Annotated in this window: 27 protein-coding genes; 5 read left to right on the forward strand and 22 right to left on the reverse strand. The window is 61.5% G+C overall.

Annotation, left to right across the window (positions count from 1 at the left end; genetic code table 11):
* Positions 1-297: 297 nt before the first annotated feature.
* The 13 genes from M0639_RS24660 to M0639_RS24720 form a co-directional block, all read right to left on the reverse strand.
* Positions 298-609, reverse strand: coding sequence for an HNH endonuclease (locus M0639_RS24660; RefSeq protein WP_050656581.1), 312 nt, complete (start codon positions 607-609; stop codon positions 298-300).
* Positions 610-770: 161 nt separating this feature from the next.
* Positions 771-2,195 (reverse strand): phage major capsid protein, encoded by a 1,425-nt coding sequence (locus M0639_RS24665; RefSeq protein WP_064074295.1) that lies wholly within the window; start codon positions 2,193-2,195, stop codon positions 771-773.
* A gap of 8 nt (positions 2,196-2,203) precedes the next feature.
* Positions 2,204-2,836, reverse strand: coding sequence for an HK97 family phage prohead protease (locus M0639_RS24670; RefSeq protein WP_156525026.1), 633 nt, complete (start codon positions 2,834-2,836; stop codon positions 2,204-2,206).
* A gap of 228 nt (positions 2,837-3,064) precedes the next feature.
* Positions 3,065-3,376, reverse strand: coding sequence for a hypothetical protein (locus M0639_RS24675; RefSeq protein ID WP_054800892.1), 312 nt, complete (start codon positions 3,374-3,376; stop codon positions 3,065-3,067).
* Complete coding sequence (locus tag M0639_RS24680; RefSeq protein ID WP_064074293.1) at positions 3,373-3,573, reverse strand: hypothetical protein; 201 nt, start codon at positions 3,571-3,573, stop codon at positions 3,373-3,375. Before M0639_RS24680 ends, M0639_RS24675 begins: the two co-directional genes overlap by 4 nt.
* Entirely contained in the window at positions 3,573-3,800 is a 228-nt protein-coding gene (locus tag M0639_RS24685; protein ID WP_064074292.1) for a hypothetical protein, read from the reverse strand. Before M0639_RS24685 ends, M0639_RS24680 begins: the two co-directional genes overlap by 1 nt.
* Positions 3,797-4,030, reverse strand: a complete 234-nt coding sequence (locus tag M0639_RS24690) for a hypothetical protein (protein ID WP_054800890.1) — start codon at positions 4,028-4,030, stop codon at positions 3,797-3,799. The genes M0639_RS24685 and M0639_RS24690 overlap by 4 nt, the downstream gene beginning before the upstream one ends.
* Before the next feature lie 186 nt (positions 4,031-4,216).
* Positions 4,217-5,335, reverse strand: coding sequence for an AAA family ATPase (locus M0639_RS24695; protein ID WP_064074291.1), 1,119 nt, complete (start codon positions 5,333-5,335; stop codon positions 4,217-4,219).
* Between the two features lie 43 nt (positions 5,336-5,378).
* A complete protein-coding gene (locus tag M0639_RS24700; RefSeq protein ID WP_064074290.1) occupies positions 5,379-5,585 on the reverse strand; it encodes a hypothetical protein in 207 nt (68 codons plus the stop codon).
* A gap of 437 nt (positions 5,586-6,022) precedes the next feature.
* Positions 6,023-6,313: a hypothetical protein gene (locus M0639_RS24705; protein ID WP_064074289.1), complete on the reverse strand. Its 291-nt coding sequence runs from the start codon at positions 6,311-6,313 to the stop codon at positions 6,023-6,025.
* A 119-nt stretch (positions 6,314-6,432) separates the two neighbouring features.
* Complete coding sequence (locus tag M0639_RS24710; protein ID WP_217017847.1) at positions 6,433-6,603, reverse strand: hypothetical protein; 171 nt, start codon at positions 6,601-6,603, stop codon at positions 6,433-6,435.
* Positions 6,604-6,684: 81 nt separating this feature from the next.
* Positions 6,685-7,179 (reverse strand): hypothetical protein, encoded by a 495-nt coding sequence (locus tag M0639_RS24715; RefSeq protein WP_064074288.1) that lies wholly within the window; start codon positions 7,177-7,179, stop codon positions 6,685-6,687.
* A 513-nt stretch (positions 7,180-7,692) separates the two neighbouring features.
* A complete protein-coding gene (locus M0639_RS24720; RefSeq protein WP_156525025.1) occupies positions 7,693-8,049 on the reverse strand; it encodes a hypothetical protein in 357 nt (118 codons plus the stop codon).
* 166 nt (positions 8,050-8,215) lie between these two features.
* Between M0639_RS24720 and M0639_RS24725 the strand changes: the two genes are divergently transcribed.
* From M0639_RS24725 to M0639_RS24735, 3 genes are read left to right on the forward strand one after another with little or no spacing between them, the layout of a single operon-like run.
* Positions 8,216-8,662 (forward strand): nuclear transport factor 2 family protein, encoded by a 447-nt coding sequence (locus M0639_RS24725; RefSeq protein ID WP_231915222.1) that lies wholly within the window; start codon positions 8,216-8,218, stop codon positions 8,660-8,662.
* Between the two features lie 13 nt (positions 8,663-8,675).
* Positions 8,676-9,572: a TIGR03619 family F420-dependent LLM class oxidoreductase gene (locus tag M0639_RS24730; protein ID WP_064074286.1), complete on the forward strand. Its 897-nt coding sequence runs from the start codon at positions 8,676-8,678 to the stop codon at positions 9,570-9,572.
* Between the two features lies 1 nt (position 9,573).
* Positions 9,574-10,083, forward strand: coding sequence for a nuclear transport factor 2 family protein (locus M0639_RS24735; protein ID WP_042924821.1), 510 nt, complete (start codon positions 9,574-9,576; stop codon positions 10,081-10,083).
* Between the two features lie 8 nt (positions 10,084-10,091).
* Here the strand turns inward: M0639_RS24735 and M0639_RS24740 are convergent, their stop codons facing one another.
* Positions 10,092-10,607: a hypothetical protein gene (locus M0639_RS24740; RefSeq protein WP_230691710.1), complete on the reverse strand. Its 516-nt coding sequence runs from the start codon at positions 10,605-10,607 to the stop codon at positions 10,092-10,094.
* Between the two features lie 832 nt (positions 10,608-11,439).
* Between M0639_RS24740 and M0639_RS24745 the strand changes: the two genes are divergently transcribed.
* Positions 11,440-12,936 carry a DUF222 domain-containing protein gene (locus M0639_RS24745; RefSeq protein ID WP_064074284.1) on the forward strand — a complete coding sequence of 499 codons (1,497 nt, stop codon included), beginning with the start codon at positions 11,440-11,442 and terminating at the stop codon, positions 12,934-12,936.
* Between the two features lie 40 nt (positions 12,937-12,976).
* Here the strand turns inward: M0639_RS24745 and M0639_RS24750 are convergent, their stop codons facing one another.
* Positions 12,977-13,132: a hypothetical protein gene (locus tag M0639_RS24750; RefSeq protein ID WP_003940615.1), complete on the reverse strand. Its 156-nt coding sequence runs from the start codon at positions 13,130-13,132 to the stop codon at positions 12,977-12,979.
* A 135-nt stretch (positions 13,133-13,267) separates the two neighbouring features.
* Between M0639_RS24750 and M0639_RS24755 the strand changes: the two genes are divergently transcribed.
* Positions 13,268-14,092, forward strand: a complete 825-nt coding sequence (locus M0639_RS24755) for a mycofactocin-coupled SDR family oxidoreductase (RefSeq protein ID WP_003940537.1) — start codon at positions 13,268-13,270, stop codon at positions 14,090-14,092.
* A 31-nt stretch (positions 14,093-14,123) separates the two neighbouring features.
* On the opposite strand, the gene M0639_RS24760 is transcribed toward M0639_RS24755, so the two are convergent.
* The 7 genes from M0639_RS24760 to M0639_RS24790 all read right to left on the reverse strand — a co-directional run bounded on the left by M0639_RS24760 (position 14,124) and on the right by M0639_RS24790 (position 21,917).
* Complete coding sequence (locus M0639_RS24760) at positions 14,124-14,912, reverse strand: SDR family NAD(P)-dependent oxidoreductase (protein WP_003940182.1); 789 nt, start codon at positions 14,910-14,912, stop codon at positions 14,124-14,126.
* Positions 14,913-14,990: 78 nt separating this feature from the next.
* Positions 14,991-15,641 carry a PaaI family thioesterase gene (locus M0639_RS24765; RefSeq protein WP_003940283.1) on the reverse strand — a complete coding sequence of 217 codons (651 nt, stop codon included), beginning with the start codon at positions 15,639-15,641 and terminating at the stop codon, positions 14,991-14,993.
* Positions 15,641-16,510, reverse strand: coding sequence for a MaoC/PaaZ C-terminal domain-containing protein (locus tag M0639_RS24770; protein WP_042448411.1), 870 nt, complete (start codon positions 16,508-16,510; stop codon positions 15,641-15,643). The genes M0639_RS24765 and M0639_RS24770 overlap by 1 nt, the downstream gene beginning before the upstream one ends.
* Positions 16,510-17,712 carry a lipid-transfer protein gene (locus M0639_RS24775; protein ID WP_064074283.1) on the reverse strand — a complete coding sequence of 401 codons (1,203 nt, stop codon included), beginning with the start codon at positions 17,710-17,712 and terminating at the stop codon, positions 16,510-16,512. The genes M0639_RS24770 and M0639_RS24775 overlap by 1 nt, the downstream gene beginning before the upstream one ends.
* Positions 17,713-17,719: 7 nt before the next feature.
* The gene (locus tag M0639_RS24780) at positions 17,720-19,900 is read right to left on the reverse strand and encodes an acyl-CoA dehydrogenase family protein (RefSeq protein ID WP_064074282.1); all 2,181 of its coding nucleotides are present in this window, start codon (positions 19,898-19,900) and stop codon (positions 17,720-17,722) included.
* Positions 19,901-19,934: 34 nt separating this feature from the next.
* Complete coding sequence (locus tag M0639_RS24785) at positions 19,935-21,098, reverse strand: steroid 3-ketoacyl-CoA thiolase (RefSeq protein ID WP_007732681.1); 1,164 nt, start codon at positions 21,096-21,098, stop codon at positions 19,935-19,937.
* A 192-nt stretch (positions 21,099-21,290) separates the two neighbouring features.
* Complete coding sequence (locus M0639_RS24790; RefSeq protein WP_030536987.1) at positions 21,291-21,917, reverse strand: TetR/AcrR family transcriptional regulator; 627 nt, start codon at positions 21,915-21,917, stop codon at positions 21,291-21,293.
* Positions 21,918-22,053 lie beyond the last annotated feature (136 nt).

The raw sequence follows: 22,053 nt of genomic DNA on the forward strand, positions 1-22,053 counted from the left end.
GCACTGCACACTGCACTGTGGGATCGATCCAGGTTGTGCTGCACTGCCAACAGGTTGGGTGTGCACGTGTCGAGTACGTGACAGCAACCTCGTCGGTGATGGGTGTCATCTGCTGAGGGGGCATCGACAAGTAGGTCGACCTGTGCACAACGTCTGCGATGTGGGTAGGCAATCACACAAGGGTGTGGACGCTGGAGCCTGTGCGTCGATCTGGAGGCCAGTACGCTGGCAATGCTGGGTATCCACAGGTCTATGCACAGGGCAGGGTCACTCCGGGCGCAGTTGACCACACCAACGTCACCAGTTCCGGGAGCCGGACCAACCCTTGGGCTGTAGGTACGCGGTGGGTACGGGTGGAGTGAACGGTCCGACGACGCCCGCGCTCTTACGCCCGTTGCAGGACAGGTGTGCCGGTGCGCAATTGGCCGGATCGTAGGGTGCGCCCCCGTTCTCGACGGAGACCAGGTGATCGAGACTCCAGCTCTCTCGAGACCTCGATGGTGCGCTGAGGTCGATCGCGCCCCCGCAGAGGTGACAGATCGGTGGCAACTTGGATTTCAGACGCTTGGTCAGCTTCGTCCACTTCGCGGAGTGATGAATCGCGCTCATGATTGCTTCTCTCTGGTGATACACCGAAGGGCACCAACCACTCACGAACAGCTCAGTAAGAAAGTGGTGGTGCCCTCGATGTCATTCGTACTCGTGTGCCGTGATGCCGCCACATCGCCAACCTCACAGAAGGTCATGTGCGCCAGGCGAGTACGAAGTCTTTACGACGTGGTGACGTTCAGCACCCGGAAGGCGTTGGGGTTCACTACATCCGAGCCGGTACGGAACCACAGGAGCGCCCCGCGTGCACCGATCGGTCGATGGTTCGTGCCCACGATGTTCGGAATCAATTCCAGGGTCGTGCCGATGCGATCGACGATCACGAAGTTGTCGAACGCCCCGTAGACGAGCGAGTAGTTGTTCTCCACGGCTGCGGGATTGATCGTGCCGTCCATGCCGCTGATTTCGTTCATCAGGCGACCCAGCAACCTCGGAGGTGTGTCCTGGAGGCTGGGGAACTTGAGTGAGCCGTTGGTCGTTTCCATCTGGCGGAACGCGTTGATGGTAGCCAGATGTCCGGCGAACTGAGCGCGATCCTGGAAGCGCGGTCCGAGCGCGTTCTGGAGCTTGAAGGCATCTGCGGAGGCGAGAGCCTCTGTGCCGGTGCCGGTCTGGATGACACTGCCGCCAGCAGCCACGAGCGACGTGATCAGGCCCTTGGGCTGGCCGGTGCCGGTGCCGGTGACGTAGGCCGCATTCATCAACTGATCTGCGCCGTCGACGAGCAGGGTCTGGAGTTCACCGAGAAAGTCCCCGGCAGCGTCCTGGCCGACCTCGAACGAATACTGCACGTACGCATCACCCTTGTAGACGGGAATGATCGGGCTCGCGAGTGTCGGTGTCGCGTCGGCAACCTCCTGCATCTCGGGAGTCCACTCGGCAGTCACACCGGCCGAAGTGACGCCGTGCCACGATGCCGCCGTGGTCTGGACTACTCGACTGATCTGGCGCAACGGGTTCCGGCTGCCATCTGTGGTCAGGAGGATCGACGGATCGAGAACCAGCGGGAGCAAGTACGAGCCGGTGCCGCCCTCGGTGATCGCGCGCTGAACGGAGCGGGCCTCACGGAAAGCCTGAGCCTCGTCGGGGGTCCACTCCAGGTGTCCGCGTTCGGGGTCGGCCACGAGCTTCGCGAAAGCGCCTCGGTAGCTTTCATTTCCGGTAGCGATGGCCCACCGCGCGGTGAGGTTGGATTCGCTCGGGTTGGCGAGTAGACGCTGCACCTTCTCGGCTGCGTGTGCGGGAAGGGCCTTGGAGGTCACCGAACGCTCCAGAGTGCGCATGGCGTCGTCCCGGATGGTGTTGCCGCGCTTCTCGTTCGCGGTGAACGGAGTCCCGGCCTCGAGGTTGCGCTCGTCCATCGCGAGATTCATCAGACGGGCATCGGTCTCGGCCACGTGGCGAAGAAACTGGATCTGCTCTTCGACGGTGGCCAGGTCGCGTTCGGCGTCGTCGTCGAGGACGTTGCCCGCGCGCTCGATGATGTCCCGACCCTGTGCCGCCAGCTCATTCTTCTTCGCGAGTTGTTCGGCAGCGCTGAGACTGCGGAGATGGTCGAACTTGTGGTCTTGCACCTTGATTTTCATGATTTGCCTTAAAAGTCGAGTAGCAGCGCGAGGCGACGTTGCGCCAGCTCCGCTGTAAGAGAATTGGTTTCGGTATTGCGCACGCCGACGGAAGTTCCGGCATATGCGGGGAACACCACGGGGCCTGCCTCTGCGAGCTGAACCTCTCGAATGGTGCGCTGCAACGGCCCACGGGTGCCGGGTGCATACGAAAGTCGTTGAGCTTCGTCCGGTGTGAGAACTTTGCCCGCGCTGTCGCGCCACTCGTCCTTCACCACGCGAAACTTGAAACTCATGCCCGAGATTGCGCCGGACTCGATCGCCTGCCGGATAGGTTCGACCACCGGGTTGTCGTGAAGTCGTGCGCGGACGAACAGTCCCTTGCCGTCCTCACGGATTTCGGTGAACGCGCCGATCGGTACGGAGCCGACGCGAGAGTCCCGACCGTGATCGAACTGCATCTTCGGAGACGGATGCTCCCGCAGCGTCTTTGCGAACGAATTGGGTGCGATGCGCTCGAGGAATTGACCCTCGAAGGCGCTGTTGATTTCCGTGTCCTGGTTGAAGACAGCGGCATAACCTTCGAGGGTGCGGCCGTCGCCGGATTCACCAGTCGACCGGAAATCGACGGATCGGATGAGATAAGAACTGTTCTGGGGCATCGTGATTCGCATTCGTTTAGATGTCGAAGTGGTACGCGCATGGGGTACCGGCATTTCGATTGTCAACGCGATGCTCAGTGATCGAGGAACGCCCCTAGCGCTCGCAAGATCGGCTGTATCCGATGTCATGGAAGTGACTGTGCCCCAGTCGGCTTCACTGGTGATCGTAGCATCGCCACCCCGGATCATGCTGCGGGACATATTCCGGGGCAACGACATTCATGGTGGTTACTCGTCGTCTGGAAACATCTCGGCTACGGTGTCGGGCACGTGACCGTCGATCGGTTCGACCCAGGTGATCTTCGGTAGCTCGATCTGCGCATCGTCTTCGAGCCAGTCGGCCGGGATGACGGCAAACGGATCACCGTCGACTGTCATCGTGTACCAACTGTTTTCGCCGTCGGTGCTGTGCAGTAGGTCGAGCATGCCCGGCTTGCCGGTGACGAGTGCGCGTCGTTCGTCCTCGGTGAGTCCGGCCATCGTCGTCGTGTAGACCAGAGCGAGTTTGGTTCGTGCTGTCGGTGTGAGTTGGTACGTCATTTCGAGTTCTCCCAATCGGTCCACGTGTTGTTCGGATTACCCAGCAGTGTTTGGGTGTCCCGCCAGTCTTGATACTGTTTGCGCTTCCACCGTCGTTCGGCTGCCCAACGCTTTTCGGACTTCCACTTTTTCTGTGAGAACTCGTCTCCGTCGAGGATGCTGCTGGAATCGGCCGGCAGTGCGTCGTCAGGGTTCACTACAGCATCACCATTTCCGTTGCTGCGTACCGAACTGCGAGTCGTCCAGCGCGCCTGGGAAGCCGGACCACCAGCCCAGCGGCCTCAGCGGCAGCGAGAGCGTCTTTCACGAGCCCGAAGGGTAGTTGCGTCACATCGGCAAGCTGACTCGCTGTGAGGGCTGTGTGCGCCGCTTTCAATGCGACCACCACACGTAAGGCTTCGGCTATCTCGTCGGTGCGCGTCATTTCGTTGCCTCCGTTGCGATGTAGCGCGGTCGGTCTACGCTGCCGATGTTTTCGATCGAGCCGTCGGACTCGAGGATCAGCAGATCCCGTAGCAGGTTGCGCTTCTGCTGCGCGGTGTCGAGACATGATTTCAGTTGCGCCAGTGAGAGTCCCGACGGTGCGCCGAACTGCCGGATGATGCCGAGTAGGTTCGGGTTGAAATCGTAGAAGCGAGACGTGTTGGTGGTCATGGTTGCTCCTTGTTGGGGGTCGAGCAAGAAGGGGGGTGGCCCCAGTACCCAATTCTTCCCATTCTTACTGTCTTCGCAGGTCAGGGAACAATGGGCCTATTCTTGCTCAAAGGTCCAAGAAGGGGGGTCTGAGCTGCGAAGATAGTAATAATAGGGTCAATATATAATGGACATTCTTGCAACTCGTCAGATCCTCAGCCAGAACCAAGCATCTTGTCTACGAACGCTTTTGATGTGCAGCGCTCTCTTCGCCGTTCCCAGTGCATCGTCTCCGAACAGCTCTGCCTTCGCCGCGCTCTTGACTTCGGCTGCGGCGCATTCACCTCGGTGTCCGTCCATGAAGTCGCTGAGCCACTTCTTGCAAGTCTGAGACTTGGTACCTCCGGCGCTCGTTTCATGGCTTGCCGTAATTTGCTCCCGCGCTGTATGTTCCGAATCGCCAACCAGAACCAACCGGCCGATGGTGCCTCCGTTGTTCTCCTCGGTCGGTGGAAAGTACGGCACGACTTCGATTCTGAACACCGACGCTTTGATCGGCGCTGTCGTGTTGTGCTTCTCGGGTCCGACGGTGAACGTGCCGTCGTCGTCGACTTGGGCGAACAGGGTCATCCGCGCAATCTTCCGTAGCTCGCCGCTAGAGCCGTACTTGTCTCGCGCCGATCCACTGCTGACTCGGTTCGTGTGAGTGAGCAACAAAGGCGTTATGCCGGTGCGTGTTCCGAACTCGGTCCATGGTCGTATCGCCGTCCGCGCCTGCTGTGGATCTTTGACGCTCACACTTTCCGACACGGTGTCCAGCCAAGCGTCCACCACGATCATTCCTACGTCTTCGGGTATCAGGTTCATATTGTCGGGAAAAGTCGGTGAGCCCGCGCCGTCTTCGTACGAGGAGATGACGTAGACCCGCTTCATGTCCACGCCAGCCACGATCAGTCTTGGCGCGACTACTGTTGCCCAATCGTCTTCTGTGGCAACGATGGCGACATTCATAGGCGAGCGTGCGGGAATCCCGAACAGGGGCACCGCTTCGCCCTTGGTGACCTTCGCGACAAGCCAAACCCAGAACAGGGACTTTCCGATACCCTCGTCTCCGATCAGAATTGTGGTGCAGCCCTTGGGGACGCGACCGTTTGCGATCCACTCCAGTTCTCGTGGTGCGTCCATGTCGCTGGCTCGTCTGGCGCGCAACCCTTTTCGGGCTTCATCAGCTCGGTCGAGTTCACCGGACATGAGTCGGTCCAGCGCTGCTTGCACTTCGGGTGGCAGTTCGCCGTCGTCCGGCTGCGGTGTTAGATCGAAGGTCATTGTTTGTCGCTCGGTTTCTGCGGGTCTCAGAGTGTCGAGTGGATCAGTGCTTGGAATGCAGTTCGCGCGCAAGGGCTTCGACTTCGCGCCTGTCCACCAGAATGCAGCGTTCCCGGATCTGGTACTTGGTGAGCCTGCCCGCGTCGAGTTGATTGGCCATTCCTTGGACGCTGCGATGCAGGATGACTGCGGCCTCCTCGCGCGTGATGAGGTTGGGGTCGATCGGTTGGTCGATCTGAAATCCGTACATGGTCTTCGGCTTTCGGTAGTTCGCTTGGTGATATGGCTAGTGTGCACCATTGTGCTGACATCGTGCTTTCTCAACCACGTGTCGGCCAGACAGACAGCATTGTGCCGCCCCCGCATCGTCGCCCCACGCGCGCTAAACTGGACTTTGTGTCACTCGGTTGTCCGGCTTGTCCCCGGACGCACGAAGGCCCTCGTACGCTATTCCGGCGTCCTTCCCGGTTACGTGCGAGGGCCTTTCGCGTATCTGCTGTATTCTGTTCTGCGGGCGCAAGTTTGGTTGCTCGATCTTCGCGTTCCACCTTCGGCCCCGTCGATTACCTCGGATCTTCGGCGGGGCCACCCGTGACCGGTCGTCGTACCCCGGCCACAAGGAAATCCCCTCGGCGCTCACTTCCACGAGCAGAGTGCCGGGGGGGATCTTCTATGTGCTGCGACTGTTCACCAGCGAGTCCAGAAATCGCGTGGATCTTTGTACGTCGACGGCGGCGAGAGCTGTCTAGGTGTCGGCGGCTGCAGCGGTGACGTCGTGTTGCGCGGTGTCGGCTTCGGGTGTCGTTCGTTGTAGATCCGACGCGCTTTGTCGTTGAGTTCACGGCGTCGAACCGCGTTTGCAACGTAGCGCTTCTCTGCCTGACGTTTGCGTATGGCGACAGTGAGCGGGCCAGCCCTCTTGCGTCGGCGTCGACCGCCGTGGACGAATGCGCTCGCGAACATATACAGCCAACCCATGACTTCCCGTTCCCTTCGGTAAGCCCCGACTCTGTTCAAGTATTCGACTTACGGTCTAGTCCGCACAAGGGGTTTTCTCGTCCCTGTGGTAAATCCTTTTCCGGGAGGAGACCTCCGAGTCACCGGCTCCCCTGGCGCTGTTCGCTGGCGGTGTTCACGGCGCGACGGTGTTTCGACTGTCGCCGCACCAGCTCGTCGCGCACGATGTCAAGTCGGATCTCGTCGCAACGGGTCAGCTCGTCCAGATTCTCGAGCCGGTTCAGCTCCTCCACCAACTCTGTGTCAGTCATTCCGCGCCGAACGTCCTTCATTGGTGCGCCTCCCCCTCTGGGTTTTTCTTTTCGGCATACCCCAGGCAGGTTGGTCGGCAATCACATACGCAAAAGCCAGCGCGGGCGGATGGTGGACAGGACGACGGTCGCGGCACCGACGAGAACGCCGACGACGCCGATCACTGCCGACAGTTTGATTCTCGAATCCGCCACGCCGACGCAGTAGTCGACCCATTCCTGCTGCTCCTGGGCGGCGACGATCGACGTGGGATCGACGTTCTGTTGACCTTCGACAACCGAGTTCGGATTCATGCGTACCGAGAGCGCGGATTCCGACGAGTAACCGGGGCCGCACGTGCCGACGGAGCCCAGGCCCATGTTTTGCGCGGGTAGCGGGATCAACAGAAGTATTGCCGCCCAACCGATCAGCGCCACCGCAACCAAACCGAGCGCCACCAACACAGAGGTACCGGCACCGCTGAGAGAGCGCCGCTCTATCCGGTACCCGCAGATCGGGCAGCTCTGCACGCCGTTGACGGTGGGCACTTCGTCAGACGGTCCGGTGTGCCCGTTGGGGCAGGTGACAAGGTTCACCGGGCTGACGTTAGTGGCTCAGGGGCCGGGGCGGCTCGTCCTGTGAGGAATTTTCCCCGGAGGCTTGTCCTGTGATGCAAATGCATCAGAGCATTCGAGCGCAACTACCTGTTGCCGAAACAGCAACTGTGTCTCTCAGGTTCGTCCTGTGGGACATATGGGCCACAGGATTTCGGCGGCTTGAGGCCCGGACAGGACGCGTGTGCCCTCATCGACAAGCGTCCTGCCCGGACACCGGGGAGATTACCGACGATGTTGCCGGTGCGCGCGCTAACACAGGCCGGGTGCGATCCGATGAAAAGTTTGCAGGGGGATCAATCCCTGGCAATGCGAGGTGAGGATCATGGGTTCCGCTGGAATCGACTTCAACGTGGCGTTCGCGGCGTTCGTCAAATGGCTCTCGGTCACATTCGGCGGTGGCTTCGGCATCAGTTGACGAACTGCCCGTCACACAAACTGCCCTCGACGTCCAAGTGTCCAAGTCGAGGGCAGTTCCAGTGTCTGTCGTGACGGTCAGTTCTGTATCCCGCGCTCCTGTCGGCGGCGCAGCATCGCGATCAGTTCCGGGCGGCTGTTGATGTGCTGGGCGGCGACGCGCTCGGTCATCAACTCGGTCAACCACTCGTCGGCGGCGTGTTCTCCCTCGCCCTCCAGCTTGTCGGCGTACCGCAGTCGCAAGTCCATCGCGTCGAACCACATCAGCGCGACCTCGGCGGCCATCAGCGCGCGCTCGCTGAACAGGTCCGAATGGTAGGTCTCGCTCGTGCACTTCGGCAGTCCGGCCATCGTCCAGGCGGCGGCCCCGTGGTGGCAGGTCGATCCCTCGGCGGAACAGCAGGCGTAACCGGGCTGGTCATGGTGGTTATTCATCTCGCGCTCCTTCGGTCCAGGGTAAGTGGTAGTCGCGTCGGACCGGAAACTCGGGTTTTCCCACTCAGTGCGTCGACGACCGGATGAGGGCAGTTCGAGGTGGTATTCATGATGCATGGTCTCCTCGGATTCGTATCACGGTTTGCACCTATGCATTCAACGACTCTTGAGTGAGTCGGCGATCCGTGACCTGCTCTGCGAGTACACGCATCTGATCGATCAGGGCCGATTGCGTGAAGTCGCTGCATTGTTCGCCTCGTCCGACTACGGGCAGTGCGGGCCGGACGGGGTTGCCATCACGCTCATTTCGTCCGACGCCGACGCAGTGTTCGCAGCCTGCAGCGGCTTCATTCGAATGTACGGTGATCCGCCGGTTCCACGAACCAAACATCTGCTGACCAACACGCGAATCGCGGTCGACGGTGAATCAGCGACGGCACTCTCGTACGTCACGGTCATCCAAGGTACCGAAAATCTTGCCCTGCAACCTATTCTGGCGGGGCGCTACTTCGATCGCTTCACCTGCGTCGACGGGTCGTGGCAGTTCAGCTCGAGACTCTTCTGTCTGGACAACATGGGCGAGATGTCCGCGCATGCCAAGCGGGCACTGTAGAGGAACGACGACTGTGGAAATCGGCGTCAACATCTTGGGCCTCGAGGCCCTGTTCGACGGCAAGATTCGCCCGGTTCTGGACTTCGCCGCGCGTGCTGACCGTGCCGGGATCGATCTGATCTGCACCGGCGATCATCTCGGGTTCAATGCCGAAGCACACGCTCAGCGGGTAGCCGAACACAACTTCTTGTTCCCGTTGGATCACCCTTGGTACGAACCGATTTCACTTCTTTCCTCGATCGCCACAGTGACCGAACGCGCTCGCCTCGGAGTATCGGTTCTGATCGCCACTGTTCGCCCAGCCGCCCTGCTTGCCAAACAGGTTGCAACTCTCGACTCATTGTCCGAAGGTCGAGCCGTCATGGGTTTCGGCGTCGGTTGGCAAGAAGCCGAATACACCGCTACCAACATGCCTTTCGACGCGCGATTCGGGCGCATGGAGGAGGCTGTCGCAGCGTGTCGCGAACTGTGGACCAATGCTCCGGCCACCTTCAAGGGACGCGACTTCGCCTTCGAGAACTACCACAGCCTCCCGCTGCCGATCCAAAATCGCGTACCGGTGCTCTTCGGTTTCGGACCAAGCCGGCGGAACTTCGACCGCATAGCACGCGTCGCCGACGGTTGGACCGTGAACCCGACCGACCTGGGAACGTTCACCGACAGTGTCACATTGCTGCGCAACACGTTCGAAGCCCACGACCGCGAGCCGGATACCGCACGTGTGCAAGTGTCTGCGGCGCCGGTTCGGCGCGACAATCGGTCCGTCGACCTCTCGGCAACCGCTGACAAGGTCCTGGACTGGTCCGACCGCGGCGCGTCTGCCGTGGTGCTTCGGCCTGCCGTATTCGATTGCGCTGCCGAAGAACTACCGGAATTACTCGACTGGATGACCAGCATCAAGGAGGCGTGACATGGACCAGGCACTGCAGGATCTCATCGACAAGCAGGCAATTCGTGAGGTGGTTCTGACGTACTGCCGCGGCATCGATCGCCTCGACTTCGATCTCGTCCGCAGCGCCTACCACCCGGACGCGATCGACCATCACACCGGATTCGACGGCACCATCGACGAGTACATCGCCTGGGCCACAACAAAACTCTCCGCGATCGGCGGCACGATGCACCACATCGGCAACCACCTGGTCGAACTGCACGGCGATCACGCGATCAGCGAGGCATATTCGATGTCCACACACTGGGGCGGGCCCGAAGACATCGGAATGATCAACTTCACCAGTGGTGCGCGGTTCATCGACCACATGGAGCGACGCGACGGCCGTTGGGCGATCAAGGAGAGATGGGCCGTACGCGAGTGGACTCGCTCGGACGAGGGCCGCTTCGTCAACCCCGAAGGGCCTGGTCCGCGTGGGCGTCGAGATGCCTCGGATCCGCTCACCGCACTACGAAGGTCCCTTGAATAACTTGGGGTTCAGTCTTCGAGGTCGAATTCAACTCGCGCTCTCGCGAACAACATGCGGATATCCTTCCCGAACGTGACTGCTGCCGTTCCCAATGCATTGACCGCTGCGGTCAACGGGTCCGATTCGATCGCGTCGAAAATCGCATTGAGAGCGTAGGACGGGACATGAATATTCCCGTGATCGAACGGATTGGACTCCGGTTGCGGCGAATGGTCCACTATCTCGATCTTGACTTCCAACTCCACATTCTCGGTCCCCGCACCGAATTCCTCCTCGTGTAGGTGCTCGAATGCCGCTGTGCGATTTCCGAAGGGTTCCGGAAGTTGTTGTCCCACATGCATAGCGTTGAGGGCCGGACGAACCCAATCCCTGTCGGCTAATCCCGCATGCTCATACGCCTGCACAGCGGCCCAAAACGCGAGTCGACGAAGAGTCGCGACGTTCATGCGGACGACCGCTTCGACAAGTGGTCGGTCCATACGAGCTAGATCTTTGCCGGACTGGAATCGTTCGAGTTCAGGCATCGGATCTCCTCCCCACTCCTGCCGCTCTCGTTCAGCAGCTTCGGCGCGGAGGTCACTGATTTGCACAACCCTGGACGGCTCGCCGTTCTCGCCGTAAATCGTTATCCATTTCGACTCGATGTCCCGTTGTGGACGAGGAATCGGTTCAGGTATCGGTTCGTCCACAGGAACGCCATATCCCGGCATGTCCCACTGCAGCGATGGCCGCACCTCGTCACCACCTGCAGGCCACATACGCACCCGCCAAACATCTCCGGGTTCCGTCGATCCGGGCCAGCCGTAGTTTACAAAACCGCGGCCGGCAATCTCGACCAGATATGACCCCTCGGGTACATCACAGACAATGAACTCCCCACCCGGAGGTGAATCAAAGCTGATTGACCCCTGCGGACCAACCGTCAGAAACGACTCACTGACCTGCTGCCATTTCTCGCGATCGGATGTGGGTCGGGAGGACCAGACTTCGACCGTTGTATGCATGTTGAAGTTGTTCTGGTGCGGGCTCAGGACAATCACAACTGTGCCGTCACTGTAAGCAGGGCGCGAAGCCATCGCGAGTTCGAGCAGGTCCGTTTCCCTCCCGAAACCGTCATCGTCGCCGTATATGTAAAACTGTCCATAGTCCATGAAGAGCACAAGCGACTGTTCACTGAGTTTCACCGCGTTGTCTGCCACAAGCCGATACTTACACAGTGGCACGACAATCACGTTCGAGTTTCGAATGAACAGGATCCAAAACGCAAGCACAATAAGCATTTCGGCCGATTCGGACTATTCCGACTGCTTTGAGAATTCAGTTCGCATCGAACACACATTCGAATAGTATGGATGCATGGTCAACCCCACGACAGAGCTCTTCGGTATCTCAGCACAGCTGACCGGTACCGAAACTGATTGTGCGCTGGTTGATCTCATGACCGATCTGCACGCATGCGAGGCGATGCTGGTCGAACGCAAGCTCGCTGTGATTGCCGAGTTCTTTTCGCGGCGAAGCTCGGAGCATGTCGCCAGTGGTGCGTGGTCGTCGACCGCACACGAGTTGGCGGAGTCGGAAGTCGGTGCGTCACTGACGATGGGTCGCGCGGCTGCCGGCAAGCTGATCGGGTTGGGGTTCTCGTTAAGGACTCGTCTGCATCGCACTCGAGCGGCGATGGCGCGTGGCGAGTTGGATCTGTACCGAGTTGGTTTGATCGATTCCGCGACCGCGAACGTGAAAGACGAATTGATCGACGAGGTGGAACGACTACTGCTCGAGCAGGTTCTCGCCCCACCAGTAGCAGGCGGAACGGGCTTGACGGGAAGACGACTGACAGCGGCGATCGATCGGATCGTGGCGATGGTGGACCCGGAAGGTATGCGAGAACGCCGACGCCGTGCTCTCACCGATCGCTTCGTCGGGGTCAGCGCTGCCGAGGACGGGATGGCAAAGATCTTGGGAAGCGTTCCGGCAGAGCAGGCTCGGGCATTCGACGGCCGACTACGCGAGTTGGCAGTGTCGGTATGCCGAAACGACTCTCGAACGTACGAGCAGCGACGAGCCGACGCGCTCTTCGAGTTGACCAACGGATCACAATTCTTGCCGTGCAACTGTGGCCGAGCTGATTGCCCGCAGGATCGTAGCGGTGGTGTTGTCGTTCGTCGGCCCGTGGTTCACGTCGTGATGACTGATTCCACTCTGCACGGTGGCGGCGAGCCCGCCCACCTCGACGGGTACGGGGTGATCAGCGCTGAGCATGCTCGCGATATCGCCCGTGGCGCCGTAATTCGAAACGTCCGAGCACCTGCTGATGACGTCGCAGAGCCGGTGCCTGCTTCGGCGCGCGTCTACCGACCGGGCGCCGTTCTCGATACCTGGTTACGGATCATCGCGGGCAGCTGCCAATGGCTGCATTGTGATGTCCCGGCCTGGAATTCCGATCTGGACCACAATGAACCGTTCCATCACGGCGACCCCGAATGCGGCGGTAAAACGGTCGCGTCGAATATGAGTGCGTTCTGCCGCAACCATCATCGCCTCAAGCATTCCGACCGGTGGCGGTTCACGTCGAACGAGGATCGGACCATGTCGCTGACGTCGCCGACCGGGCATTGTTACCGAACGCGACCCGCAGGATTGATGGCTGGATCGCACGAACCGACACCGCCCCAGGGCGGTCGAAATCGGCGGACCCAGGCGGAGAACAAAGCTGCCCGTATCCAGAGTGAACGCAATCGCCAGCGCCGACGGATACAGAAACGAGCAGAGGAGCACGTTCAATACAAGCGGCGGAAATCACCGCGAGCCCGCCGAGAACCCAACGACTACGGGGACGACCCGCCACCGTTCTGAGATACCGAGCGGTGTCGAGGCGCGCCGACGGGTCGCAGGGTCAGTCTGACGTCGGCTTGGTGCCGTCTTCTGGTGCCGGATCGTCGTCGGCAAGCGGATCTATGGTGTCGACACCTTCAAGGACGGTCAGCTCTTCTTCCGCCTCGGCGAGGAGCCCTTTGGCTTCAGCTTCGACCTTCTTCACCCAATCGGACATCCCGAGCCTCTTCTCTTCCGAAGCGAGTTCCCGCTGTAACTGAACTCAGACTACGTCGCCGGCGACGAATTTCGCCGTCCCCTCGGGTCAGTACTCATGACCGAGTAATCATGATTCACGAAGGACGGAGCACGCATGCCCGGACAGTTGGAAGGCAAAACCGCACTGATCACCGGGGCCGCCCGAGGTCAGGGCAGGAGCCACGCCGTGCGATTGGCGCAGGAGGGCGCGAACATCATTGCGCTCGACATCTGCCGTCAGATCGAATCGGTGGCCTACCCGATGGGAACCGCCGACGATTTGCGGCAGACAACAGCAGCGGTCGAGAACCTGGGACGAAGTATCGTCGCGCGAGAAGTGGATGTTCGCGATCTGTCCGCACTGCGAACTGCGGTATCCGAAGGAATTGCGGAGCTGGGCAGCGTCGACATCGTCCTGGCCAACGCCGGTATCGGCATGATGTCCCCGGATATCGACGATGCTCGCGCCTTCCGCGACCAGATGGAGGTCAACCTATTCGGCGTCTGGAATACCGTCCAGGCCGCAGCGCCCGCGATGATCGAACAAGGTACAGGTGGCGCAATAGTCCTGACCGGATCAACTCTGGGACTTGTCGGTCGTGGAGGTGACGGCACCGGCGGATCCGACGGCTACTGCGCGAGTAAACACGCCATCGTGGGGCTTGGGCGCACGTGGTCGCACTGGCTTGCTCCCCACAATATTCGTGTCAACTCCGTGCACCCGACTGGCGCGAATACACCGATGGTCGTCAACGACGCGGTCGCGAAGCTGTTTGCGGACTCCCCGACATCGAGCGGAGCCGACGTGGGCAACCTCTTGAACGTCGAGTTGATCGAAGCTGCCGACGTCAGCAACGCGATAGCCTGGCTGGTTTCGGATCAGGCTCGATACGTCACAGGTATCGCGTTGCCGGTCGACGCCGGGTTCACGGCCAAATAGACGCCGGATACACCGGCTGCGTCGCCGTCGATCAGTCGACGGTCGGCGCCCACTGCACGCCGTTGATGTGCCCACCACCGTCGACGAAGAGGGTGTTGCCGGTGACGTAACGGCTGTCGTCACTTGCCAGGAAGGCCGCAACGGGGCCGATGTCGTCGAGGGGATCGCCGATCCGCCCCATCGGGTTCTGTGCGGCCATCACTGCCACGTTCTCCGGATTGGCTTCGGCGACACGCTTGTACGCCGCACTCTGCGCACCGGGACAGATGACGTTGCAGTTCACCTGCTTGGGAGCCCACTCGCGGGCAGCAGTGCGAGTCAGGGTTCGCAATGCTTCCTTCGCCGCGTTGTACTGCACCGAGTACATGTGAGCATTCACGCCGTTGAGGCTGCACATGTTGATCACGCGGCCCGTGCCGTGACGCTCCAGTTCCGGCAGGGCAGCCTGCATCGCCCAGAATGCCGCCATCACTGCCATGTCGAAACCGCCGCGCAATTGCTCGTCGGACATCTTCTCGAGCCGAGCGAAACCGAAAGTCCGCCAAGCATTGTTCACCAGGATGTCGAGGCGTCCGAACCGCTCGACGGACTTGTCGACCATGGCGACAACCTGAGCTTTGTCAGTGACGTCGGTCCGGACGAATTCCGCCTCCGCGCCCCATTCGTCCCGCAACCACTGGGTGGTTTCGAGGCCCGCCGCCTCGTCGATCTCGGCAACCAACACCGACGCGCCTTCACGCGCGAACGCGCCCGCCACTCCGCGCCCGATGCCCATACCGGCACCGGTGACCACTGCTACACGTCCGTCGAGCTTGCCCACTGGGCCCTCCTTCGTCAGAACCCCTGTGCGCCTTTTTGGTAGTTCCCACTACCAAAAAGGCGCACGGGGGCGAAGCCCCTACCTGGGGCGCGGCACGGTCTTGTCGATGAACAGTCCCTCTACCGACACACACAATTCGCCGTCCGCAGTTTTGATCTCACCGACGGTGTGAATCTTGCGGCCGTCCTTGGACAGGAATTTGCCGCTGATCGTGAGGGGCTCGAACAGCGGAGTCGGGCGATGGTACCGAGTGCTCAATTGTGCTGTCATGCCGGAAGTTCCACCCCAGGCGTTCGCGACGCCGAGAACGTGATCGAGCAGCAGCGCCGAAACACCGCCGTGCACATGGCCGGGAGGGCCCTGGTACGGCAGCGTCAACGTGACCACTCCCTGCACCGACCCGTCAGCGAGCCCTTCCAGAACGAGCGGCGGCGCAATGGCGTTCTCGGGGCCGGTCACGGGGTCGTGACGAGTCACGCCCTCACCGTTCCACATGTCGATCAAGCGCTCGGCCACCTCGGGTGAGTGCTGCTCGAGGTGCTCGGCAATGCTGTTGAGCTCCTCCGCAACCCGGTCCAGATTGGCGTTTCCGCGGTCGGTGCGCAGCATCGCGTCGACAACGCGACGCGCTGCTGCCGTGGCCCGGTCGACCGGGGCGTCCTGCGGCGGCGACGTCAGAATCGTGCCGCCCGGATGTGTCGCTGCTGTGGGGTGCGAACCGAGGTCCATCAGTTGATCTCCATTGTTGCGTGCGTGAGAACCGGGGAGTTCTCGCGTTCGGGGCACGTCGCCGCCAACGTCAGTGTGTTGCCGTCCTGCCATACCGAGGTGGTGATGGATTCGCCGGGGAAGAGCGAACCGGCAAACCGCACCGAGTAGTTCTTCACCCGCGTCGGATCTCCGTCGAGAATCCCGTCTACCACGGCCTTGCAGACGATGCCGTACGACGCGAGGCCGTGCAGAATCGGTGCATCGAAGCCCGCCATCTTCGCGAAGGAGGGATCAGCGTGCAGCGGGTTCATGTCTCCACTGAGTCGGTACACCAGCGCCTGTGAGGGACTCGTGCTCGACGTCAGTACCTTGTCGGGCGCTCGATCAGGCACCCCGGCAACAACTTCGGGTCCGGCGTTGCCGCCGAATCCACCTTCGCCGCGCGCCCAGATCTGCATTCCGGTGGTCCATAACGGATTCCCGTCCAGGTCCTCGGCCGCCGTCTCGAGAACGATCACAGCTGCCTTACCCTTGTCCCAGACATCGGCGACCCGAGAGGAAATACGGGCAGCACCCGTCGACGGGATGGGCGCGTGAAGTGCCAGCGACTGCCCACCGTGCAGGATCTTTCGCAGATCGATGTCGATTCCCGGCATACTCATCGACGGTGCGGGCAGTACACCCGCCGAAACTCCCTGGCCTGCAACCATTGCAAACGTCGGGAGTACCTTCAGCCCCTTTTCGTACACCCAGGTCAGTTCGGCGGGATCGAGAGCATTCACCCCTGCCCCGAGTCCCAATTGGTAGAGCATGACGTCGCGATCGGTCCACGACGCCTCGCGCACAGTCGGTTCGGCGGCCAACGCCACCTCGAGATCGATAGCCATCAGTTCTCCAAAGTTCCGGCTCGGTAGACCGTCACGACGCACGCGCCGCCCAGTCCGAGGTTGTGTTGCAAGCCAATACGAGCGCCTTCGACCTGCCGCGCATCCGCGGTCCCGCGGAGCTGCCACGTGAGTTCGGCGCACTGCGCCAAGCCCGTCGCGCCCAGCGGGTGTCCCTTCGAGATCAAACCACCCGACGGGTTGACGACCCACTGGCCGCCGTACGTGGTCGCGCCGGATTCGACGAGATTTCCGCCTTCTCCGACCGCGCACATCCCCAGGCCCTCGTAGGTGATGATCTCGTTGATCGCGAAGCAGTCGTGCAGTTCGATGACGTCGACGTCATCGATGGTGATCCCGGCCTGCGCAAAGACCTGCTCTGCCGCAGCTGCCGTCATAGGCGCGCCGACCACGTCGATCATCGACTTCTCGGCGAACGCTGCCTCGGTGTCAGTGGTCAACGCCTGTGCGACGATTTCGATCGCCCGGTCTTCGAGGCCGTGCTCACGCACGAACTTCTCGCTCACGACGATCGCGGCTCCGGCGCCGTCCGAGGTCGGCGAGCACTGCGAACGTGTCAGCGGCTCGTGAATCATCTTGTCGCCGAGTACCTGTTCGAGGGTGTACTCGTCACGGAACTGTGCGTACGGATTGTTCACCGAATGCTTGTGATTCTTGACCGCCACCGCTGCGATCTGCTCGACCGTGGTGCCGTACTTCTTCATGTGCTCGACGGCAGCGTTACCGAACAGCTGAGCTGTCATCGGCGATCGGGCGAACCCGTAACCCTCGACCATGATCTTCAGCTGAGAGTCCAAGGTCGTGACCTTGGGCATCTCACCGTTACCGGTCAACGCCGTTTTGGTCATCTTCTCGAAGCCGACGGCCAAGGCGCACTCGGCTTGTCCGGCCTGGACCCACTCGCGCGCCATCATCAGCGCCGTCGAGCCGGTCGCGCAGTTGTTGTTGACGTTGAAGATCGGAATGCCGGTCAGACCGGTCTCGTAGAGAGCTCGCTGTCCTGCTGTCGACGCGTTGAACACGTAACCGACCGCAGCACGCTGAATCTGGCCGTAGCCGATCCCGGCATCGGTCAGGGCATTCGAGACGGCTTCGGTCACCATGTCCGGGTATTCCCAGTCGCGGGTCTCGATCTTCTCGAACTTGGTCATGCCGACGCCGATGACGAAGGTGCGATTGCTCATGTGCAGGTCACTTTCCCGGTTCAGGGTCGCGAGGCAGACCCAGGATTCGCTCACCGATGATGTTGAGCTGAACATTGGTTGTACCACCCGCGATGGACATGCACTGCGAGTTCAAGAACATCTGGGTTGCAGACATCCGATGCTGTTCGCCCAGAAGTGAACTCGGTCCGGCCCACTCCATTGCCACGTCCCAGACCTGCTGGATGTGCTCGACACCGATCAGCTTCGCCACCGAGGATTCGGCACCCGGCTGCGCGCCGGTGAGCGAGCGCAGCGTGGTGCGCAGACCGAGCAGACCACCGGATTGCGCGTCGCACAGCACCTTTCCGAGCACGGTCAGCTGCTCGTCGTCGATGCCACCGGGCAGTCCGTCGACCAGGCTCAGAAGAGCCTCGCCACCCGATCCGAGCGACGAGTCGTTGGACAGCGAGACACGCTCGTTGGCCAGCGTGGTGCGAGCGAGCTTCCAGCCGTCGCCTGACTCGCCGACCAGGCACTCGTCGGGAACGAAGACGTCGTCGAAAAAGACTTCGTTGAACAGTGCTTCACCGGTGATCTCGCGCAGCGGACGAATGTCGAGGCCACTGTTCTTGATGTCGATGAGGAAGTAGGACAGGCCCTTGTGCTTGGGTGCGTCGGCGTCGGTGCGCGCGAGGCAGATTCCCCAGTGCGCGTCGCGTGCCATCGACGTCCACACCTTCTGGCCCTGCAACTTCCAGCCACCGTCGACCTTGGTGGCCTTGGTGCTCAGCGCCGCGAGGTCGGAACCTGCGCCGGGCTCGGAGAAGAGCTGGCACCAGACGATGTCGCCGCGCAGTGACGGCGGGACGAACTTGGCAAGTTGCTCTTCGTTGCCGTGCGCGATGAGCGTCGGGATGACCCAGTTGCCGATGATCATGTCGTGCGGCTTGATCTTCGCAGCGCGCAGCTCTTCGGCGATGACCAGCTGGCTGACGGCGTCGGCGGACTTGCCCCACGGAGCCGTGAAGTGCGGTGCGGTGTAGCCCTTTTCCGCGAGGTACGTCTTCTGCGCGGCACCTTCGAGTTCGAGCGCAGGACCGAGCTCGGCGCGAACGTCGGCGCGGACCGCCTCGGCCTCGGGCGGCAACTCGATGCTGAGCACGCGACGGGTGCCGGCAATGGTCAGCTCGGCAACGCGACGACGCCAGGATGCCGTGGAACCCAGCAGAATTCGCAGGGACTGCGCGCGGCGCAGGTACAGGTGCGCGTCGTGCTCCCACGTGTAGCCGATTCCGCCGAGCACCTGGATGCAGTCACGCGTGACGGAGAAGCCAGCCTCGAGGGCCGTGGCTCCGGCGACGGCTGCTGCGAGAGAAGCCTCTTCGGCACCGACGCCGTTGGCGGGAGTCAGCGCGCGCGCAGCGTCCCAAGCGCAGACGCGTGCCTGCTCGGAAAGCGCGAGCATACGTGCAGCCTTGTGCTTGACACCCTGGAACTGGCCGATCGGGCGACCGAACTGCTGACGTACCTTCGCGTAGTCGGCCGACGTCGTAACTGCCCAGTCGGCCAAGCCTGATGCCTCGGCCGCGAACAGTGTTGCGGCAATGTCGAGTACACGCTGGGTATCGATGGTGAGGATCTCGGAATCGGTGAGCACCAAACCGTCGACGGTGACCTCGGAGTTACGACGCACGACGTCGTAGCTGGCCAAGTCCGTGACCTCGAGGCGGTCACGTCCGAGCAGAACGAATCCGCTGTCCGTCGCGAGGAGGAACAGGTCAGCGACATGGCCGCCGAGAATAAGGCTGGACGTTCCGCTGAGGGTGGTGTTGTCGCCGTCGCGGGTGATCTTCAGCGAACCCGGCTGTAGTGCAACAGCTCCGAGCGTGCTGCCATCCACGAGCGTCGGCAGTCTGTCCGTTTCTCCGGCATCGCTGAGAACAGCGCTGACCACTACCGTCGGCAGGAATGGTCCGGGAACCATCGAGCGTCCAAGTTCCTCGACGACGATGGCGAGTTCGACCAATCCGTATCCTGCGCCGCCGAATTCCTCGGCTACGTGTAGTCCGAGAAGCCCCTGCTCGGCAAGCCCGTTCCAGAGTTGGGGGCGAGTTTCGACCTTCGCCTCGACGGCTTCACGGACGACGGTGGGTGTTGCGTGACGCGCCGCCCAGCCCCGTACGGAGTCGCGGAGGTCACGATCTTCTTCACTCAATCCAATAGTCATGTCTACCTCGTCAATTCGACAGTGTCAGTACGGGTCAGATGCGTTCGATAATGGTGGCGGTCGAGAGAGCGCCACCGGCGCACATCGTGACCAGAGCCGTCGACTTGTTCGAGCGCTCGAGTTCGTGCAGCGCAGTGGTGATCAGACGAGCGCCCGTGGAACCGACGGGATGTCCGAGCGCGATCGCACCACCGTTGACGTTGACCTTGGACAGGTCTGCGCCGTGAACCTGCGCCCAGGAGAGCACGACCGAGGCAAAGGCTTCGTTGATTTCGACGAGATCGATGTCGTCCAAGGTCATTTTGGCCTTGTCGAGCACCATCTGGGTGGACTCGATCGGTCCGTCCAGGTGATAGAAGGGATCGGATCCGACCATGCCGGACGCGACGATCCGCGCGCGGGGCTTCAATCCCAGTTCCTGTGCGCGCTCTTCGCTCATCAGCAGTACCGCAGCCGCGCCATCACTGATCTGCGACGAGTTGCCGGCGGTGTGGATATGGCCTTCGATGACCGGCTTGAGCCCAGCCAGCGCTTCTGCCGTCGTCTCACGCAGTCCCCCGTCGCGAGTGACAGTGGCGATCTCACCGGTAGGCACGCCTTCCTTGTCCACCACGGGAGCCTTGACGGGCACGATCTCGCGGTCGAAGCGTCCTTCTGCCCAAGCCTGAGCTGCGCGGCGCTGCGATTCCAGACCGAACGCGTCGACGTCGGCGCGCGTGATCCCACGCTTCTCGGCAATTCGCTGCGCGGAGGTGAACTGGTCACCCATGTCGATGGTCCAGTCGTCCGGGTACGGGTTTCCCGTTCCCGGTGCGTTTGCCTGACCCAGGAACACACGGCTCATAGCCTCGACGCCGCAGCCGATACCGGCCGAGATCTGACCAGACGAAATCAGGCCGGAAATCAAATGCACTGCCTGCTGGGCGGATCCACAGGCGCAGTCGATAGTGGTTGCCGCGGTGCTGTACGGCAATCCGGCGTGCAGCCACGCCTGCCGCGTGACGTTGTTGGACTGCTCACCTGCCTGGGTGACACAGCCGCCGATGATCTGTCCGATGTCTTCCGGTGCGACGCCTGCCCGTTCGAGAACGCCGAGCTGCGCTGCTCCCAGAATCTCGGCGGGGTGCAGTCCCGCCAGGGCGCCGCGACGACGGCCGATCGGTGTCCGAGCGGCCTCGACGATGACTGCATGACCCATGATGTTCGCTCCTTCGTGGAGTTTTCGGTCGGTGAGCTGGCTCACCGTCTAATTTTCTGTAATTTATTCTATTAATGATGTCAGGGCAATGTCCGGATTGACATCAACTCTCAACTGATGCTGATTCAAAAATAGAATTGATTTCAATTTTGCGAACATGACGAACCCACCCCAGAGAGGGGCGAAGTCACGTCAGTGCCGTGAGAGATTCACCAGAAGCAGGTCGCATCCCTTGCGGATGTCGTACTCCGCATCGGGGATGGAGATTCGACCGTTGAGGCACGATTGGATGACCCCGAACCACAACTGCATCAGCAGACGCAACCCGGTGTTGTCTTCCTCGGTGGGGTTCTCGATCCCGGCCGCATCGAGAATGATCTGCCGGAAGCCGCGATCGATCTTTCCCACGTCCGGCACCGTCGCGACGTTGGCGGTACTGGACGACTGCAGCATCGCAGTCGAGAGAGCCGGCCGACGCAGTAACCCGCGAGTCGCGCGAACCAATACCTCGTACACCGCATCCTGCGGATTGTCCGACTGAACCTGATGCCTGACAAAGCTGGCACCGATCTGGTCGATCTGCTCGACCATCACAGCGACGAAGAGGTGCGTCTTCGAGGGGAAATAGCGATAAAGAGTGCCGATGGCCACGCCCGCCCGCTTGGCGACCTCGTGCATCTGTACCCGTGAGAGTTCCTTCTCGGTCCCCAATTCGGCTGCCGCTTCCAGCATCCGCACATGGCGCGCCCGCTGCTCGTCCGAACTGGGCTCTGCAGCGTCCCTGACCTCGGCAATTCTCGGCAACGTCGCCCCCATCATCGATTCTGTGTCCCGGTCGCGAACGACCTCGCCAATTCTCTCATCTCGACCACCCATCTCGGCATATTGCCCGCTCAGTGGGACCTGGCATGGCCTTCTCTCCCCGTGCGGTATTCCGTGGACACCCCACCCTCTT

Origin of the sequence: Rhodococcus qingshengii JCM 15477, from assembly GCF_023221595.1 — a bacterium.
GTDB classification, from domain to species: Bacteria; Actinomycetota; Actinomycetes; order Mycobacteriales; family Mycobacteriaceae; genus Rhodococcus_F; species Rhodococcus_F qingshengii.

What these genes read in the sequence shown, in the direction of transcription:
- M0639_RS24660 (WP_050656581.1), bottom strand. Translation starts at nt 609, where the DNA reads ATGAGCGCGATTCATCACTCCGCGAAGTGGACGAAGCTGACCAAGCGT.
- M0639_RS24665 (WP_064074295.1), bottom strand. Translation starts at nt 2,195, where the DNA reads ATGAAAATCAAGGTGCAAGACCACAAGTTCGACCATCTCCGCAGTCTC.
- M0639_RS24670 (WP_156525026.1), bottom strand. Translation starts at nt 2,836, where the DNA reads ATGCCCCAGAACAGTTCTTATCTCATCCGATCCGTCGATTTCCGGTCG.
- M0639_RS24675 (WP_054800892.1), bottom strand. Translation starts at nt 3,376, where the DNA reads ATGACGTACCAACTCACACCGACAGCACGAACCAAACTCGCTCTGGTC.
- M0639_RS24685 (WP_064074292.1), bottom strand. Translation starts at nt 3,800, where the DNA reads ATGACGCGCACCGACGAGATAGCCGAAGCCTTACGTGTGGTGGTCGCA.
- M0639_RS24690 (WP_054800890.1), bottom strand. Translation starts at nt 4,030, where the DNA reads ATGACCACCAACACGTCTCGCTTCTACGATTTCAACCCGAACCTACTC.
- M0639_RS24695 (WP_064074291.1), bottom strand. Translation starts at nt 5,335, where the DNA reads ATGACCTTCGATCTAACACCGCAGCCGGACGACGGCGAACTGCCACCC.
- M0639_RS24700 (WP_064074290.1), bottom strand. Translation starts at nt 5,585, where the DNA reads ATGTACGGATTTCAGATCGACCAACCGATCGACCCCAACCTCATCACG.
- M0639_RS24705 (WP_064074289.1), bottom strand. Translation starts at nt 6,313, where the DNA reads ATGGGTTGGCTGTATATGTTCGCGAGCGCATTCGTCCACGGCGGTCGA.
- M0639_RS24710 (WP_217017847.1), bottom strand. Translation starts at nt 6,603, where the DNA reads ATGACTGACACAGAGTTGGTGGAGGAGCTGAACCGGCTCGAGAATCTG.
- M0639_RS24720 (WP_156525025.1), bottom strand. Translation starts at nt 8,049, where the DNA reads ATGAATAACCACCATGACCAGCCCGGTTACGCCTGCTGTTCCGCCGAG.
- M0639_RS24735 (WP_042924821.1), top strand. Translation starts at nt 9,574, where the DNA reads ATGGACCAGGCACTGCAGGATCTCATCGACAAGCAGGCAATTCGTGAG.
- M0639_RS24740 (WP_230691710.1), bottom strand. Translation starts at nt 10,607, where the DNA reads ATGCCTGAACTCGAACGATTCCAGTCCGGCAAAGATCTAGCTCGTATG.
- M0639_RS24745 (WP_064074284.1), top strand. Translation starts at nt 11,440, where the DNA reads ATGGTCAACCCCACGACAGAGCTCTTCGGTATCTCAGCACAGCTGACC.
- M0639_RS24750 (WP_003940615.1), bottom strand. Translation starts at nt 13,132, where the DNA reads ATGTCCGATTGGGTGAAGAAGGTCGAAGCTGAAGCCAAAGGGCTCCTC.
- M0639_RS24755 (WP_003940537.1), top strand. Translation starts at nt 13,268, where the DNA reads ATGCCCGGACAGTTGGAAGGCAAAACCGCACTGATCACCGGGGCCGCC.
- M0639_RS24765 (WP_003940283.1), bottom strand. Translation starts at nt 15,641, where the DNA reads ATGGACCTCGGTTCGCACCCCACAGCAGCGACACATCCGGGCGGCACG.
- M0639_RS24770 (WP_042448411.1), bottom strand. Translation starts at nt 16,510, where the DNA reads ATGGCTATCGATCTCGAGGTGGCGTTGGCCGCCGAACCGACTGTGCGC.
- M0639_RS24775 (WP_064074283.1), bottom strand. Translation starts at nt 17,712, where the DNA reads ATGAGCAATCGCACCTTCGTCATCGGCGTCGGCATGACCAAGTTCGAG.
- M0639_RS24780 (WP_064074282.1), bottom strand. Translation starts at nt 19,900, where the DNA reads ATGACTATTGGATTGAGTGAAGAAGATCGTGACCTCCGCGACTCCGTA.
- M0639_RS24785 (WP_007732681.1), bottom strand. Translation starts at nt 21,098, where the DNA reads ATGGGTCATGCAGTCATCGTCGAGGCCGCTCGGACACCGATCGGCCGT.
- M0639_RS24790 (WP_030536987.1), bottom strand. Translation starts at nt 21,917, where the DNA reads ATGATGGGGGCGACGTTGCCGAGAATTGCCGAGGTCAGGGACGCTGCA.